The 15,841-nt window shown below is 64.4% G+C and carries 15 protein-coding genes; 3 read left to right on the top strand and 12 right to left on the bottom strand.

What is annotated here, in order from left to right; all coding sequences use genetic code 11:
* The 3 genes from DBO85_RS03090 to DBO85_RS03080 all read right to left on the bottom strand — a co-directional run bounded on the left by DBO85_RS03090 (position 1) and on the right by DBO85_RS03080 (position 2,259).
* Positions 1 to 957 carry a YbgA family protein gene (locus DBO85_RS03090; RefSeq protein ID WP_108105139.1) on the bottom strand — a complete coding sequence of 319 codons (957 nt, stop codon included), beginning with the start codon at positions 955 to 957 and terminating at the stop codon, positions 1 to 3.
* Positions 958 to 1,069: 112 nt separating this feature from the next.
* Positions 1,070 to 1,285, bottom strand: coding sequence for a TIGR02450 family Trp-rich protein (locus DBO85_RS03085; protein WP_108105138.1), 216 nt, complete (start codon positions 1,283 to 1,285; stop codon positions 1,070 to 1,072).
* A complete protein-coding gene (locus DBO85_RS03080; protein WP_108105136.1) occupies positions 1,282 to 2,259 on the bottom strand; it encodes an NAD(P)/FAD-dependent oxidoreductase in 978 nt (325 codons plus the stop codon). The genes DBO85_RS03085 and DBO85_RS03080 overlap by 4 nt, the downstream gene beginning before the upstream one ends.
* Before the next feature lie 122 nt (positions 2,260 to 2,381).
* On the opposite strand from DBO85_RS03080, the gene DBO85_RS03075 reads away from it, so the two are divergent.
* The 3 genes from DBO85_RS03075 (at position 2,382) to DBO85_RS03065 (ending at position 6,370) form a co-directional block, all read left to right on the top strand.
* Positions 2,382 to 3,278: a TIGR01777 family oxidoreductase gene (locus DBO85_RS03075; protein WP_108105134.1), complete on the top strand. Its 897-nt coding sequence runs from the start codon at positions 2,382 to 2,384 to the stop codon at positions 3,276 to 3,278.
* Positions 3,279 to 3,330: 52 nt separating this feature from the next.
* The gene (gene hemH / locus DBO85_RS03070) at positions 3,331 to 4,356 is read left to right on the top strand and encodes a ferrochelatase (RefSeq protein WP_108105132.1); all 1,026 of its coding nucleotides are present in this window, start codon (positions 3,331 to 3,333) and stop codon (positions 4,354 to 4,356) included.
* Positions 4,357 to 4,591: 235 nt separating this feature from the next.
* Complete coding sequence (locus DBO85_RS03065) at positions 4,592 to 6,370, top strand: acyl-CoA dehydrogenase C-terminal domain-containing protein (RefSeq protein WP_108105131.1); 1,779 nt, start codon at positions 4,592 to 4,594, stop codon at positions 6,368 to 6,370.
* A 148-nt stretch (positions 6,371 to 6,518) separates the two neighbouring features.
* Here DBO85_RS03065 and DBO85_RS03060 read toward each other — a convergent pair whose 3' ends face one another.
* From DBO85_RS03060 to DBO85_RS03020, 9 genes are all read right to left on the bottom strand, one after another.
* Positions 6,519 to 7,316, bottom strand: a complete 798-nt coding sequence (locus DBO85_RS03060) for a dienelactone hydrolase family protein (RefSeq protein WP_108105129.1) — start codon at positions 7,314 to 7,316, stop codon at positions 6,519 to 6,521.
* A 379-nt stretch (positions 7,317 to 7,695) separates the two neighbouring features.
* Positions 7,696 to 8,292 carry a cytochrome c3 family protein gene (locus DBO85_RS03055; RefSeq protein WP_108105127.1) on the bottom strand — a complete coding sequence of 199 codons (597 nt, stop codon included), beginning with the start codon at positions 8,290 to 8,292 and terminating at the stop codon, positions 7,696 to 7,698.
* Positions 8,293 to 8,302: 10 nt separating this feature from the next.
* Entirely contained in the window at positions 8,303 to 8,824 is a 522-nt protein-coding gene (locus tag DBO85_RS03050; protein ID WP_108105125.1) for a nitrate reductase cytochrome c-type subunit, read from the bottom strand.
* 11 nt (positions 8,825 to 8,835) lie between these two features.
* Positions 8,836 to 11,340: a nitrate reductase catalytic subunit NapA gene (gene napA / locus DBO85_RS03045; protein WP_108105123.1), complete on the bottom strand. Its 2,505-nt coding sequence runs from the start codon at positions 11,338 to 11,340 to the stop codon at positions 8,836 to 8,838.
* Positions 11,337 to 11,597, bottom strand: a complete 261-nt coding sequence (locus DBO85_RS03040) for a chaperone NapD (protein WP_108105121.1) — start codon at positions 11,595 to 11,597, stop codon at positions 11,337 to 11,339. The genes napA and DBO85_RS03040 overlap by 4 nt, the downstream gene beginning before the upstream one ends.
* 42 nt (positions 11,598 to 11,639) lie before the next feature.
* Entirely contained in the window at positions 11,640 to 11,813 is a 174-nt protein-coding gene (locus tag DBO85_RS03035; RefSeq protein ID WP_108105119.1) for a periplasmic nitrate reductase, NapE protein, read from the bottom strand.
* A 401-nt stretch (positions 11,814 to 12,214) separates the two neighbouring features.
* On the bottom strand, positions 12,215 to 14,377 hold the full coding sequence (locus DBO85_RS03030) for a putative bifunctional diguanylate cyclase/phosphodiesterase (RefSeq protein WP_158268868.1): 2,163 nt from the start codon (positions 14,375 to 14,377) through the stop codon (positions 12,215 to 12,217).
* Between the two features lie 137 nt (positions 14,378 to 14,514).
* Positions 14,515 to 15,012: a SprT family zinc-dependent metalloprotease gene (locus DBO85_RS03025; protein ID WP_108105115.1), complete on the bottom strand. Its 498-nt coding sequence runs from the start codon at positions 15,010 to 15,012 to the stop codon at positions 14,515 to 14,517.
* A gap of 107 nt (positions 15,013 to 15,119) precedes the next feature.
* Positions 15,120 to 15,719, bottom strand: a complete 600-nt coding sequence (locus DBO85_RS03020) for a Yip1 family protein (protein ID WP_108105112.1) — start codon at positions 15,717 to 15,719, stop codon at positions 15,120 to 15,122.
* Positions 15,720 to 15,841 lie beyond the last annotated feature (122 nt).

Below are 15,841 nucleotides of genomic sequence, written 5' to 3'. Positions count from 1 at the left end.
TCAGATCGCGTTGCGCAGGCTGAGATCTTCGGGATGTGGCTGCAGGTAGGCCTGGCTTGCCACGTACTGATCGGGGTGACGGCGGAAGTGGTGCTTGAGCAGCGTCAGCGGTACCACCAGCGGGACGATGCCGCTGCGGTACTGCTCGATCAGCTGCTGCATCTCGTACTTCTCTTCGCGGCTGAGGGCCTTCTTCAGGTAGCCGACCAGATGCTGCAAAACGTTGCTGTGGGTGCCACGGGTGGCGGTGACGCGCAGGCCCTGCATCAGCTCGCTGAAGTAGCTTGCGGCCAGTGCCGGCAGATGCTGCTGTCCCAGGTCGGCGAGCAGTCGACCGAGCCTGCGGTAGTGCTCGGGGCTGTTGGCCATCAGCTGGTATTTGTAACGGCTGTGGTAGGCGATCAGCGCCTTGGGCGTGAGGCCGGCGGCGAGCAGACGGCGCCATTCGGCGTAGGCGAACACCCGGGTGAGGAAGTTCTCGCGCAGCACCGGATCGTTCAGGCGACCGTCTTCCTCTACCGGCAGATCGGGGCAGGCGCGCATCAGCGCGGCAGCGAAGATGCCACTGCCACCGCCCTCGGTCGGATAGCCGTTTTCCTGATACACCTTGACCCGCTGCATGCCGCAGGAAGGCGACTTCTGCATCAGGATGTAGCCGCAGATGTCCTGCAGTTCGCTGGCGACGCGGCGGCCGTAGGCATCCAGCTCGGCGGTCACGTCCAGCTCGGGTCGCCGGCTACCGCGGGCGCGCGGCGCGGCGGGGTCGCCCACCAGGCGAATCGCCTCGCGCGGTGTGCCCAGGCCGATGGCCACTTCCGGGCAGACCGGCACGAACTCGAAATGCCGGGCCAGCACGTCGCTGCACAGCTGCGACTGCTTGTGGCCGCCATTGAAACGAACCGGAGCACCGAGCAGGCAGGCGCTGATACCGATGCGAATGGGCTGGGAGCTGGGCATGATGCACCTCTTTTCTTGTACATGAAGTAATTCTTGTACAACTTGAGGTCATCATAGATGGCGCATTGTACAAGTCAATAGGCTTGTACAAGATTTGTATGGGCTGGCTGGTTTACTGCCAGCCGAGCTTCCAGGCACTGTCATCGCGCAGTGCGCGCCAGTCGATCCATTCGCTGCGGCCGCTGTGTACCGTCTGCAGCTCGACCTGCACCAGCACGCCCAGCTCGTCGTGTTGCAGGTCGATCACCATGAAGTGCTTCTCGCGATTGCGGGGCTGACAGGCGGTCCACTTGGACAGCCGCAGCTTGCCCGGAGCGAAGCGGTTCACAGGTTATCCAGCAGCCGGCGTGCCGCCTCCTGACCGCTCAGCCAGGCACCCTCGACCCGCCCGGAAAGGCACCAGTCGCCACAGGCATAGAGGCCCAGGTCGGTGTCGGCCAGGGCGCTCCACTCGTGGCTCTGCGCCGGTCGCGCATATAGCCAGCGATGGGCGAGGCTGAAGCGGGCGGCAGGCACCGGGCAGCCGATCAGCTCGGCGAAGGCGCCGCGCAACTGTTCCGCTACCTGATCCTTGGACAGGTCGAGGTTCCGTCGGCTCCAGGCGCTGGAGGCGTGCAGGGCCCAGGTGTCGAGGGCCTGTTCGCGGCCGGGCTTGCTGCGGTTGCGGGCGAACCAGGACAGCGCACCCTCCTTGACGAAGCAGCCGTCGACTTCGCTGTCCAGCGGCTCGTCGAAGCCCAGCGCCACCGCCCAGGTCGGCTCCATGAGCACGCCTGCGGCAATCGCCGCCAGGGTCGGCGCCGAGCTGAGCAGGGTGCTCGCCTGCGGCGCCGGCGTGGCCACTACCACCTGGTCGAAGGGGCCGTGGCTGCCGCCGTCGGCATCCAGCAGGCTCCAGTGCTGCTCGCCACGGAAAACCTCGGTAATGCGGCAGCCGAAGGTCGCTGGCAGTTCGCCAAGCAGGCCGCGGGTGAGGGCGCTCATGCGCGGGGTGCCGATCCAGCGCTGCTGTTCGTCCAGCGAGGGCGACAGGCCGTGTTGGTCGGCCTGGTAAAGCCTGGGCAGCCACTCTGCCACCCAGCCGAGGTTCTGCCAGTGATGCACCGCGGCGGCGAAGCGCCGGTCGCGGGCGGTGAAATATTGCGCGCCGAGATCCAGGCTGCCGGCCTCGCTGCGCTTGCTGGCCATGCGCCCGCCGCTGCCGCGGCTCTTGTCGAAGAGTTGTACCGATTGCCCCGCGTCAGCCAGTTCCCGTGCCGCGGAGAGGCCGGCGATGCCGGCACCGATGATGGCAATGCTCATTTTTCTACCTCACTGCAATTTCAGACAGGCTACGCTGAGCCTGAAAGCTGTACAATATTTTCGATCTGTACAGGATGATCGGTCGAGCCTTTCGACCGACCTCTTCACAGCAGGAGAATGCCATGCGAGTACTGCTCAGCGGAGGAACCGGCCTCATCGGTCGCGCGTTATGCGATCAATGGCGGTTGCAGGGACACGATCTGATCGTCTGGAGCCGCACACCGGAGCAGGTTCCGGCTTTGTGTGGCGAGGGCGTTCGCGGTGTGGCGCAGCTTGAGGAACTGGGTGATATCGAGCTGGATGCGGTGGTGAATCTCGCAGGCGCACCTATCGCCGACCGGCCCTGGACACGCAAGCGCAAGGCGCTGTTGTGGGATAGCCGGATCCATCTCACCGAGCGCCTGGTGGACTGGCTCGGCACGCTGAACCACACGCCGGCTGTTCTTGTTTCCGGCTCCGCGGTGGGCTGGTACGGCGATGGCGGCGAGCACCCGCTGAGCGAGGACTGCGCACCGATCAGCAACGATTTCGCCAGCCAACTGTGCGTGGCCTGGGAAGAGAGCGCCCAGCGCGCCGAAAGCCTCGGGATGCGCGTGGTGATGGTGCGAACCGGGTTGGTGCTGGCCGGCGACGGCGGTTTTCTTCAGCGCCTGCTGCCGTCGTTTCGGCTTGGCCTGGGTGCGCGCCTGGGGTCGGGACGGCAGTGGATGCCGTGGATTCACCTGCAGGATGAGATCGCCCTGATCGATTTTCTTCTGCAGCACCCTTCGGCAAGCGGTCCCTATAATGCGTGCGCTCCGCAGCCGGTACGCAACGCCGAGTTCACCCAGGCGCTGGCCGGGACGCTGCATCGTCCGGCGTTTCTCGCAGTCCCTGCGGCTTTGTTGCGTCTCGGCCTCGGCGAGATGTCCGGCCTGCTTCTGGGAGGCCAGAAGGCGCTGCCGGGAAGGCTGCAGGGTGAAGGCTTCGTGTTTCGTTTCAATGATCTGCAGGCGGCGCTGGCCGACCTGCTGGATTGACTAGTCGCCCCGCCGCTGGTGGGGCATAGGCATATGTGGTCAGGAAAATTGCATGACTGAGCAGGCGTTGTTGTTGGTCAACCTGGGTTCTCCGGCTTCCACCGAAGTGGCGGATGTGCGGCGCTATCTCAACCAGTTTTTGATGGACCCGCACGTCATCGACCTGCCGTGGCCGCTGCGTCGACTGCTGGTGTCGCTGATCCTGGCACGCCGACCGGCGCAGTCCGCGCATGCCTATGCCTCGATCTGGTGGCCGGAAGGTTCGCCCCTGGTAGTGCTTGGCCAGCGCCTGCGCGACGCCGCGCGCGAGCATTGGTCGGAAGGGCCGGTGGAGCTTGCCATGCGCTATGGCGAGCCCTCCATCGAGCGGGTTCTGCTTGATCTCGCTGGCCGGGGCATCCGCGATGTGGTTTTTGCGCCGCTCTATCCGCAGTTCGCCGACAGCACCACCACCACCGCGCTGGAGGAAGCGCGACGGATTTTGCGCCAACACGATCTGGATCTGCAGTTGCGCGTGCTGCCGCCGTTCTACGATCAGCCGGACTACCTGCAGGCGCTTGCGGAAAGCGCCCGGCCCTATCTGGAGCAGGGCTTCGATCATCTGCTGCTGAGCTTTCACGGCCTGCCCGAGCGTCATCTCAAGCGTAGCGACCCGAGCGGTCAGCACTGCCTGAATGGGCCGGATTGCTGTCAGCGCGCCGAGGGCGAGGTGCTTGCGCGCTGCTATCGGGCCCAGTGCCTGCGCACGGCCGATGGCCTGGCGCGCAGTGCCGGCCTGCGCCCGGAACAGTGGTCGGTGGCCTTCCAGTCGCGTCTGGGACGAGCCAAGTGGATCGAACCCTACACCGAGGCGCGACTGGAAGAGCTGGCTGCGTCGGGGGTGAAGAAGCTGCTGGTGATGTGCCCGGCATTCGTCGCCGACTGCATCGAAACGCTGGAGGAAATTGGTGACCGCGGGCGTGAGCAGTTCATCGCCGCTGGCGGCGAGGAGCTGCTGCTGGTGCCCTGCCTGAATACCCATCCGGCCTGGGTGCAGACCCTGGTGCAACTGGCGCGCAACGCGCCCCGCGCGTTGTAGGCCAAACCCGGCTCTTACCTGCCGTCTCCTCGCTTGTTGTACAAGCCCTGTAAAAACACGCTTCGGCTGTCTGGCGCTTTCGCCGGGCTGCCGGGAGCGCGTTTTGGCGCGAAATGTCTTTGCCTGAGCCGGGGTCTGCTAGCGGTGTTGGAACAAAAAGCTTGCACAAGATCGGCATAAAGCTATACAAAAGCTGTACAGATATTTTTCACGTACAGCTTTCGAGGAGCGCCCCATGCCGGAATACCGTGCCCCCTTGCGCGACATGCGTTTCGTCTTCGACGAAGTGCTCGATGCCTATGCCACCCTGCAGACGCTGCCCGCGCAGCGCGAGTTCGGCGACGATCTCGGTGGCGCCATCCTGGAGGAGGCGGCCAAGCTGGCCGAGAACGTGCTGGCGCCGGTCAACGCCATTGGTGATCGCCAGGGTTGCCAGTACGACCCGCAGAATCACAGCGTGAAGACTCCCGAGGGTTTCCGCGCAGCCTATCGTCAGTTCGCCGACGGCGGCTGGACCGCGTTGGCCTGTCCGACCGAATTCGGCGGCCAGGGCTTGCCGCACGTCCTGAACATGATGGTCGAGGAGATGACCTGCTCGGCCAATCTGTCGCTGGGCATGTACCCGGGCCTGACCCACGGTGCGATCAATGCGCTGGTCGCGCACGGCACGCCCGAGCAACAACAGAAATATCTGCCGCGACTGATCAGCGGCGAGTGGACCGGCACCATGTGCCTGACCGAGCCGCAGTGCGGTACCGACCTCGGCCTGATCCGCACCCGCGCCGTGCCGCAGGCGGATGGCAGCTACGCCATCAGCGGTACCAAGATCTGGATCACCGGCGGCGAGCATGACCTGGTCGACAACATCGTCCATCTGGTGCTGGCCAAGCTGCCCGATGCACCGGACAGCGTGAAGGGTATCTCGCTGTTCCTGGTGCCCAAGTTCCTCGACGACAGCAGCCGCAACCCGGCGTTCTGCGGTGGCCTGGAGCACAAGATGGGGATCAAGGGCTCGGCTACCTGCGTAATGAACTTCGAAGCCGCCCGCGGCTGGCTGATCGGCGAGCCGAACCGCGGCCTGGCCTGCATGTTCACCATGATGAACAGCGCTCGCCTGATGGTTGGCATGCAGGGCCTGGGCATCGCCGAGGCGGCCTGGCAGATCAGCCTGGGCTTCGCCCGCGAGCGCCTGCAGAGCCGCTCGCCGACCGGACCCAAGGCGCCGGACAAGGCCGCCGACCCGATCATCGTGCACCCTGACGTGCGCCGTAACCTGCTACGGCAGAAGGCCATGATCGAAGGCTGCCGCGCGCTGGCCTATTTCACCGGCCTGCACGAGGACGTCGCCCACGGCCACGAAGAGCCGGGCGTGCGCCAGCAGGCGGACGACCTGGTGCAACTGCTGACGCCGGTGGTCAAGGCCTTCCTCACCGACGAGGGGTTTGCCTGTGCCAACGACGCGCTGCAGGTGCTCGGTGGTTCCGGCTTCACTCAGGACTGGGGCATCGAACAACTGGTGCGCGATGCCCGCATCACCCGCATCTACGAAGGCACCAACGGCATCCAGGCGCTGGATCTGGTCGGGCGCAAGCTCAACCTTGGTGGTGGCCGGGCGCTGCGCGCCTACTTCGGGCTGATCCAGCAGTGGCTGGGCGAGCATGCCGACGCCCCGCACGCCAAAAGCGTGGCGCGCGCCCTCGAGCGCCTGCAGCAGGCCACTCTGTGGATCGCCACCCAGGGGATGCAGGATGCCGAGCAGGCTGCGGCAGCCGCCACGCCTTACCTGCGTCTGTTCGCCCTCACCAGCCTGGCCTGGATGTGGTCGCGCATGGCCGCGGTGGCGTCCCGCCAGCTGGCGCAGGGCAGTAGCGAGACGGCCTTCTACGGCGCCAAGCTGAAGACTGCAGATTTCTTCATGGCGCGCCTGCTGCCGGAAAGCGAGTCGCTGCTGGTCGAGATCCAGGCCGGCAAGGCCAGCCTGATGGCCTTCAGCGACGAGGAATTCGCCGCCTGAGAAGTGTTTCCCGGCTGGCGGCTCTCCCTCCCTGTTTGGAGTCGCCGGCTTTTTTATTGCCCCTTGGCGGGTGCCGTTACCGGTACCCGCCTTTTTTATGGCTCATCGCCGGTTGCGCGGTGGCAGCAGGGCTCCCCGGCGTGGCTCTTCAGCGATCGAAGAGGTCCTTGAAGAACGCCCGCATGTCGGCCCAGGAGCGCTCGTCCGCTTCCTTCTGGTAGCCCAGATCGAGACCATGGGCCTGGTGGGCGTCGGCGCCGGGGTTGGTGAAACCATGCTTGGCGCCGGGCAGGCTGACGAAGCGGTAATCGGCACCAGCCTCGTCCATCTCGGCCTTGAAATCGCTGATCTGCTGCTCGGTGATCATGCTGTCGGCTTCGCCATGTTCGACCAGGATCCTGGCCTTGACGCTGCCCTTGCTGGCCGGCACCGCCGGCACCAGCGCGCCGTGGAAACTGACCACGCCAGCCAGCGGCACGCCCTGGCGAGCCATGTCGAGCACCACCTTGCCGCCGAAACAATAGCCTATTGCCGCCAGGTGCTCGGTATCGGTCTGCTCCTGGGCCTTGAGCAGTTCAAGTCCGGCCATGAAACGCGTGTTTGCGGTCTCGGCGTTGGCGGTGGCGGCCTGCATGAAACCCATCGCATCCTTGGGATGGGTGGTGTTGCGGCCTTCGCCATACATATCGACGGCCAGCGCGCTGTAGCCCAGCTCCGCCAGGTCGCGGGCGCGGCGCTTGGCGTAGTCGTTCAGGCCCCACCACTCATGGACCACCACGATGCCTGGGCGCTTGCCCTCGATGGCATCGTCGTAGGCGTAGTAGCCGATCATCTGCGTGCCGTCCGGCGCGGTGTAGGGGATCTCGCGGGTCTGTATTTCCGCCTGGGCGACGGCGCTGACGGACAGCAGCAGGCCAAGCAGGCCGTGACGGGCGCAAGCAAGCATGATGATTCTCCTTCGGGGCGGGTGTCGCGCGGCGGCGACGGGAACAGGGACGCTACAAGCAAGGGCGCGTTCGAAGCAAGGCGTCTGCGCCGCGGGTCTGTCTCAGGATGAGACCTGATTGTCAGCGAGTGGCGGTGCGCAGCGCAGACGCGCTTCGGGATACTTAGCCGTTAGGCAGCGAGTCGCCTGAAACATCCCTCACCCGCCTTCGGCACCCTCTCCCGGTGGAGAGGGAAAAGCCGCGGCAATTCGGCACTCCGAGAGACTCATCGCGCTGTCGCGCGCAGCATTCCTTCTCCCTCCGGGAGAAGGTGGCGCGCTGCGCCGGACGAGGGATGCGTCAGCGCGCGGGGTGCCCGGCATGTCGCCGACGGCCTGCTTACCAGCCCGGCACCCCGCGCATGTCCGGCAGTTTGTGCGCGATGCCCTTGTGGCAGTCGATGCAGGTGGCTTCGCCGGCGGCCAGGGCGGTGGAGTGGAACTGCGCGGCGCGCGGACTCTGGCGGGTGAAGTCCATGTAGTCGAAGGCGTGGCAGTTGCGGCACTCCAGCGAATCGTTGGCTTTGAGCCGTGCCCATTCGTGTTCGGCCAGCTCACGACGCTTGTCGAGGAACTTCTCGCGGGTGTTGATGGTGCCGAAGATCTTGCCCCACACCTCCTTGGATGCCTGCATCTTGCGGGCAATCTTGTCGGTCCACTGATGGGGTACATGGCAGTCCGGGCAGGTGGCGCGCACGCCGGAGCGGTTGCTGTAGTGAATGGTTTCCTTCATCTCGGCGTAGACGTTGGCTTCCATCTCGTGACAGGAAATGCAGAAGGCCTCGGTGTTGGTCACCTCCAGGGCGGTGTTGAAGCCGCCCCAGAAAATGATGCCGGCGACGAAGCCGCCGAGGGTCAGGGTGCCGAGGCTGTAGTGCACGCTCGGCCGGCGCAGGACGGTCCAGTAGCGCTTGAGCAGCGCGCGCAGGGCTTTCATTCGCGGCTCCTCACTGGCGGTCTTGCGGCAGCTCGTGCTGCAGCAGGACGTCGATGTTCTGGAAGTTGTTCTCCACCAGGGGCTTCACGTCCTGCTGGGGTACATGGCACTGGGTGCAGAAGTAGCGCCGCGGAGCCACCGCCGCGAGGGTCTGGCCGTCGCGGTCGGTGTAGTGGGTGATGCTGATCATCGGCGCCTGCGCCTTGCTGCTGTTGGCGCGGCTGTGACAGGCCAGGCACTTGTTGCCGTTGATGTCGACGTGATACCCGCGAATGCTGTGTGGAATGGTCGGTGGTTGCTCGGGGTAGTTGCGCTCGCGACGGACGTCCTTGTTTTCGTCGTCCTGCAGCTTGGGCGGGGTGAACTCGTGGGTGATGGTGCCGCCGGGACGCCGACCATCCGGCGCCGGAGCATCCAGGGGGAAGTCGATCTCCGGCTGGGCGTTGGGTGCTCGGGTGGCAGTACCGGTTTCGGCAGCGACGGCGAGGCCGAAGGTCGCCAGGAGCACGATGGGCAGTAAGCGATAGTTCATGTCGGCGCTCCTCAGGCAATGCTGACCACTTCGATCTTCACGGCACACTTCTTGAAGTCGGTCTGCTTGGAGATCGGGTCGGTGGCGTCCAGGGTGACCTTGTTGATCAGCTTGTTGGCGTCGAAGAAGGGTACGAAGACCAGGCCGCGTGGCGGCTTGACCCGGCCGCGGGTTTCCACGCGCACCTGCACCTCGCCGCGTCGGCTGATCACCTTGACCACACTGCCGCGTCGCGCGCTGAGCGCCTTGGCGTCATCCGGATGCATGTAGATCAGCGCATCGGGCACCGCCCGGTGCAGTTCGTCGACGCGCTGGGTCATGCTGCCGGTGTGCCAGTGTTCGAGTACGCGGCCGGTGCTGAGCCAGAACGGATAATCGTCATCGGGCATTTCCGCCGGTGCCTCGTAGGGCAGGGCGAAGATGATCGCCTTCTTGTCCGGGTAGCCGTAGAACTGCACACCGGTGCCCTTCTCGACGTAGGGGTCATGGCCCTCGCGATAGCGCCACTTGGTCTCCTTGCCGTTGACCACCGGCCAGCGCAGGCCGCGCTCCTGGTGGTAGACGTCGAAGGCGGCGAGGTCGTGGGCGTGGCCGCGGCCGAACTCGGCGTACTCCTCGAACAGTCCCTTCTGGATGTAGCAGCCGAAGGCAGCGGCATCGTCGTTGCGATAGCCCTTCTCGATGTCCTCGAGCGGGAAGCGGTCGACCTGGCCGTTGGCGAAGAGGATGTCGTACAGCGTCTTGCCGCGGTAGGCAGGCGACTTGTCGAGCAACTCCGCGGGCCAGACTTCCTCGACCTTGAAGCGCTTGGAAAACTCGATCAGCTGCCATAGGTCGGAGCGCGCCTCGCCGGGTGCCTGGACCAACTGGTGCCAGAACTGGGTGCGGCGTTCGGCGTTGCCGTAGGCACCTTCCTTTTCCACCCACATGGCGCTGGGCAGGATCAGGTCGGCGGCCTGAGCCGAAACGGTGGGATAGACGTCGGAGACGATGATGAAGTTCTCCGGGTTGCGCCAGCCCGGCAGGATCTCCTTCATCACGTTGGGGCCGGCCTGCATGTTGTTGGTGACCTGGGTCCAGTAGACCTTGAGCGCGCCACCGTTGAGTTCGCGACTCTGCTGCACGGCGTGGAAGCCGGGCTTTTCCTGGATGGTGCCGGCGGGCAGTTTCCAGATTCGCTCGGTGCTGGCGCGATGCTTGGGATTGGTCACCACCATGTCCGCCGGCAGGCGATGGGAGAAGGTGCCGACCTCGCGTGCGGTGCCGCAGGCGGACGGCTGACCGGTCAGCGAGAAGGGGCTGTTGCCCGGTTCGCTGATCTTTCCGGTGAGCAGATGGATGTTGTAGATCATGTTGTTGGCCCAGACACCGCGGGTGTGCTGGTTGAAGCCCATGGTCCAGAACGACATGACCTTGACCTTCGGATCGGCATACAGCTCGGCCAGCGCCTTGAGCCGCTCCGCTGGCACGCCGGATTCTTTGGCGGCATGCTCCAGGGTGTAGGGTTTGAGGAACTCGGCGTACTCGGCGAAGCTGATGTCGCTCCAGCTGCCGGCGACCGCGGCGTTTTCCGCCTTCAGTTCGCGCGGGTCGGTCGGGCGCAGGCCGTAGCCGATGTTCTGCGCGCCCTTGGCGAACTTGGTGTGCTTTTCGACGAACTCGCGGTTCACCGCTCCGCTCTGGATGATGTGGTTGGCGATGTAGTTGAGGATCACCAGATCGGTCTGCGGGGTGAAGACCATCGGGATGTCGGCCAGCTCGAAGCTGCGATGCTCGAAGGTCGACATGACGGCGACCTTGACGTGCGGCGCGCTCAGCCTGCGGTCGGTCACGCGGGTCCAGAGCACCGGGTGCATCTCGGCCATGTTCGAGCCCCAGAGGACGAAGGCGTCGGCCGCCTCGATGTCCTCGTAACAGCCCATCGGTTCATCCATGCCGAAGGTGCGCATGAAGCCGACGGCGGCCGACGCCATGCAGTGCCGCGCATTGGGGTCGAGGTTGTTCGAGCGAAAGCCCGCCTTCATCAGCTTGTTGGCGGCGTAGCCTTCCCAGATGGTCCATTGCCCCGAGCCGAACATGCCGATGGCCTCCGGACCGCCGGCCTTGAGCGCCGCCTTGTATTTCTCGGCCATGACGTCGAAGGCCTGGTCCCAGCTGACCGGTTGGAATTCGCCCTGCTTGTCGTACTTGCCGTCCTTCATCCGCAGCAGCGGTTGGGTCAGCCGGTCGACGCCATACATGATCTTCGACAGGAAGTAGCCCTTGACGCAGTTGATGCCGCGGTTGACCTCGGACTTCATGTCGCCATGGGTGGCAACCACGCGATTCTCGCGGGTGGCGACCATGACGCTGCAGCCGGTGCCGCAGAAGCGGCAGGGCGCCTTGTCCCATTTCAGGTTGGTGGCTTCGGGTTCGGTGATCAGGTTGCTGGCGCTGGTGGCAATCGGCAGGCCGGCGACGCTGGCGGCGATGGCGGCGGCGTTGGCCTTGGCGAACTGGCGGCGGGTGAGACTCATCGGTTTTCTCCTTCGAGATTGAGGAGTTCGTGGTAGATCAGGACGGCGTTGAGCACGCCGGGCAGGTTCTGGATCTGGTCGATGGTGTCGAGGATCTGGCTTTCGTGCTCCGTCTCCAGAACCACCACCAGTTTCCCCAGGGGACTTTCCTGATGCAGTTCCAGGTGCGGCAACAGGCGCAGATTGGCGCTGACTGCCGGCATGCTTTCAGGACGGCAATGCACCAGCAGGCTGGCGATGTGCAGGATCTCTTCCATGCTCGATTCCTTGGGGTAATCGGAGGCGGCGTGCGGTGGGTGTCAGCTCACAGGGCCGGGCGGACCGAAGATCATCTGGATGATCCAGACGGCAAAGCCGTAGCCGCTGACCAACACCACGCTGAGCATGGGAAACAGGAACACGATGAGGAAGATGTACAGCCTGGTTTCTTCGCGCTTGCCTTGCGGCTCGGTTTTTTGTGGGGCTGTGTTCATGGGGGCGCTCCGCAGAGTTCGTTTTCAGCCTATATGCCAAACGCGATATCGGCAAAGTTACCTTCCGATCTTTGTGGATATTTGACGGGTATGCGACCTGAGGTCATTGCTGCTGGGTGAAATCGTGCCGTGAGGCGGCTTTCCCAGGCGCCGAGGACGTTCTCTGGTGCTTTCGGTGCGGCTGGCCAGCCGCGCGTCGTCTGTGCCGGTACTCCCTCATCTGCCTCGGGTCGAGAGCGACAAGGTTCACCCCAACGGCGACCCTCGGGCGTTCGAGCCCTACAGCAGCGCGAGTCGTAGCGCATCAACGCAACCTGCCAGGGCGGCGCCGGCCGCGGCGGTGGCGCCAGCTGCTGGTTGGGGGGCTGGAGCATCCAGCAGCCTTTGCCGCTTAGGCCGAGTCAGGCGAAGTTGCGCCCGCCATTGCCCAGGGCAAGATTGGCAGCCGGGCAGGGCCTTGCGTAGTGGTAGCCCTGGGCGAAGTCGCAGCCGAGCGCTTGTAGGGCCTCGCCGGTCAGTTGGTCTTCCACGCCCTCGGCCAGTGTCTGAAGCCCCAGTGCCGTCGCCATCTGGATGATGGCGCTGACAATCGCGACTCCGTCAGCAGCATGCAGGTTCTGCACGAATGTGCGATCGATCTTCAGCATGTCTACCGCTAGACGCTGCAAGTAAGCCAGCGAGGAGTAGCCGGTGCCGAAGTCGTCGATGGACAGGCGAACACCTAGACGTTTGAGACGATCAAGTTTTTCCAGAACCTGCGTGGTATTGCGGATCAGGCTTGATTCGGTCAGCTCCAGCTCCAGGCAGGAAGCGGGCAGGGCATGGCGCTTCAACGCCCCGGTAACCGCGCTCTCGAGGTCGCCCTGGTAGAGCTGGACCGCGGAGATATTGACTGCTACGCAGGCAATCTCCGCGCCTTCGGTCCGCCAGCGGGCCATCTGCCGGCAGGCTTCGTCCAGCGTCCAGGCACCGATGGAGACGATCAGGCCGCTGTCCTCGGCGAGCGGAATGAACTGATCCGGTGGGACCAGGCCGCGGGAGGGATGCTGCCAGCGTATCAGTGCCTCAACGGCGATGATGGCGTTGCTGCGCAGATCAATCTGCGGCTGGTAGTACAGCACCAGTTCCTGGTTGCCGACGGCCTGGCGCAGATCGTTGATCATCTGCAGGCGCTGTTGCATCTCCGAATCCATCTCGACGTCGTAGTAGCGCCAGGTGCGGCGCCCGGATGCCTTGGCGCGGTACATCGCCATCTCCGCATTGCGCAGCAAGCCCGCGAAGTCCTCGGCGTCGCCCGGTGCAACTGCCGCTCCCAACGAGACGCTTATCTGCAGTCGCTCGCCGGCGATGACGAAGGGCTCTTCGAGGCCGGCAAGAATCTGCTGGACCCGATTGGCAACGGCGTCGGTATCTTCCAGGTCGGCTAGCAGAATGACGAACTCGTCGCCTCCTGATCGGCTAGGCGTCGCGCTTTCCGGGATCAGTGACTCCAGTCGTCGAGCCATGGCGCGCAGCAGTGCATCACCCTGGCCATGGCCCAGGGCATCGTTGATCAGTTTGAAGTCATCCACATCCAGAAAGAGCATCGCGATCAGCCCACCCTTGCGTTGCGTGCGGCTGAGCGCCTGGCGGGTCCGGTCCTTGAGCAGCGACTGGTTCGGCAGGCCGGTCAGGCTGTCATGGAACGCCAGAAACTCAACCTGGCGCTCGGCGGCCTGCCGCTCGTTCATCTCCTGCGACAGCCGTTCGTAGGGCGCGCGGATGCTGGCGACGAACACTACCTGATAGATGAAGCAGTAGGAGATGATCTTGTAGATGTGCCCGAGCAGACTGTAGAAGCTGTTGACGTTGCCGTAGAAGGTGAAACAGAGCTCCGAGAGGATCGAGATCAAGGTCGCTGCCAGCATGCCGCGGGCATCGTATGGCAGGTCGGCGTTGCGCAGATACCAGAAGCGCGCCGCCGCGATGCCGAGCAGGGCGATCAGCAACCACTCGACGGCGATCTTGAACGCCGTCAGCCCCTGACCTTCGATGAAGGTTCGTGGCCAGATCTGTGGTTGGTACAGCTTCAGGTACAAGGTCAGGGCTACCGTCGCGAGGCTTGCGACAAGCAACCCAAGGCGCGATCGGCCGGCTTGTCGATTGCTCCAGCGAATGGCCACCAGCAATAGCGCGGCGGCGGTGAACAATCGCGCCACCAGCCAGAAGCCGATAGCTTTTTCCGGCGAGGCCGGAGTTACGAAATCCGGCATGCCCTTGTAGGAAAGCAGATGCGCGAGATCGAGCAGGGCGATCGCAAGAAAGGCACAGCCGAGCAGGGGGTTCGAACGGCTCTGTGAGTGGTTACTGTGCCAGGCCACGGCAAACACCAGCACTGCAACCGTGATCGAGAAGACTTCAGTGATGCTGTGCAGCCATACCGGAAACCACGCCGGGCTGCCTCGCAGGTCGGCCAGGTCATCGATCAGCCAGACGCCCAGCAGGCCTAGCGCGAGAGCGGCCACCAGCAGCGCGGCGGGGGTGAGGCGGGATGCACTGGATCGGTCGGAAAGAGGCCTGGACACGTCGGCGAACAACCGAGGGGCGGATTCGGGGAAAAGAATGTACACCTGCGAGGGCGCTATAGCCATACAGAAGATATGGACTTTAGTAGGGCCGGCCGTCCCTGCCGTAGTGGATCAGGACCCAGCGGGCGCCTGGTTCAGGTCTGCTGCTGTCGTCCACTGAAGCGCAGTGTCTGTTCACAGCGCCGGCAATAGTAGCGACGCCCCTTGGCCACCAAGGCATGGCGCTGGGCGCTGAAGGGGAACTCGTTGCGTTCATCGCAGCGGCACAGATAGACGTAGCTGGTTCGGGGGCGGCGCTCGATGGCGTAGTCGTGACAGCGTTTGGGTTGCAGCCCATAGACCCCGAGCATGATCGATTGCCACTCACTGCCGTGCGGCTGGATGCGGGCACCGAACACCTGGTGGGCGATCAGGTGAGCCACTTCGTGGGGCACGGTCTGCAGCAGGAAGTCCTCGCGATTCTCCGCGTACAGGCGGGGATTGAAGCGCAGCAGGTTTTCGGTGAGGTGGGCGACGCCGGCCTTCTGTCCGCGCAGGCGAAAGCTCACCTCGGGAAGCACGAAGCGGCGCTGGAAGAAATCTTCCGCGAGCTGGTAGCAGTGCTGGACGCGAGCGTGCAGTTGTTCGGGCATGGGCTGATCCGCAAAAGAGCCGCGCGATTATGCCCAATGCCTGGACTGATCGCAGCCCGGAAACGACGAAGCCGCCCTGAGGCGGCTTCGCAGATGCGGGAGGGGAATCAGCTGGTGTAGACCGGGCCTATTCCCACGCCCCAGAGGATGACGCTCATCGCGATCATCGCCACCAGCAGGACCAGGCCTACTGCCAGTACCGAGCTGGAGAACAGGAAGCCTTCCTCGGGTGGAATGTTCATGAAGGTCGGCATGCCGACGTAGAGCAGGTAGACGGTGTAGCAGATGGCGGCGGTGCCGACGATCATCGCCAGCCAGATGTTCGGATAGAGCGCGGCGAGTCCGCCGATGAACAACGGCGTGGCGGTGTAGGCGGCGAATACCACGCACTGGGAGATGCTCGGGCTGGCGTCGTAGGTGCGTGCCATCCAGTGGATGAAGGCACCCATGATGGCGACGCCGACCAGCATCGCCAGGTAGGACAGCACGGTCATCTGCAGCGCGCTGGACTCGGTGAGCATTACCGGCGCGCGGGTGCCTATGCTCCAGCCGACCTGGGTGGTGCCGATGAAGGCGGATAGCGCGGGTATGGCAGCAAGAATCAGAACGTGGGTCAGGTACATGTGGCTGATGCTCTCTTCCTCGCCACGAATCTCCTGCCATTCCTGATCGGGATGGGTAAATAGCCCCCAGACATGATTAATCATTTCAGACACCTCCTCTTATTATTGGCCGACCTGGCTCTGCGCCCGGCGCGCCTGCGAGCGCCACCGGGTGCGAGGGCCGTTCTCTGCGACCTTATGCCGCAGTATAGGCAGGCGCTGGAGGC

It is taken from the genome of Pseudomonas mangrovi (genome assembly GCF_003052585.1).
In the GTDB taxonomy this organism is placed as follows: Bacteria; Pseudomonadota; Gammaproteobacteria; order Pseudomonadales; family Pseudomonadaceae; genus Aquipseudomonas; species Aquipseudomonas mangrovi.
The sequence above is the reverse complement of the archived record's forward strand: the minus strand, read 5'-3'. Positions and strand labels throughout refer to the sequence as shown.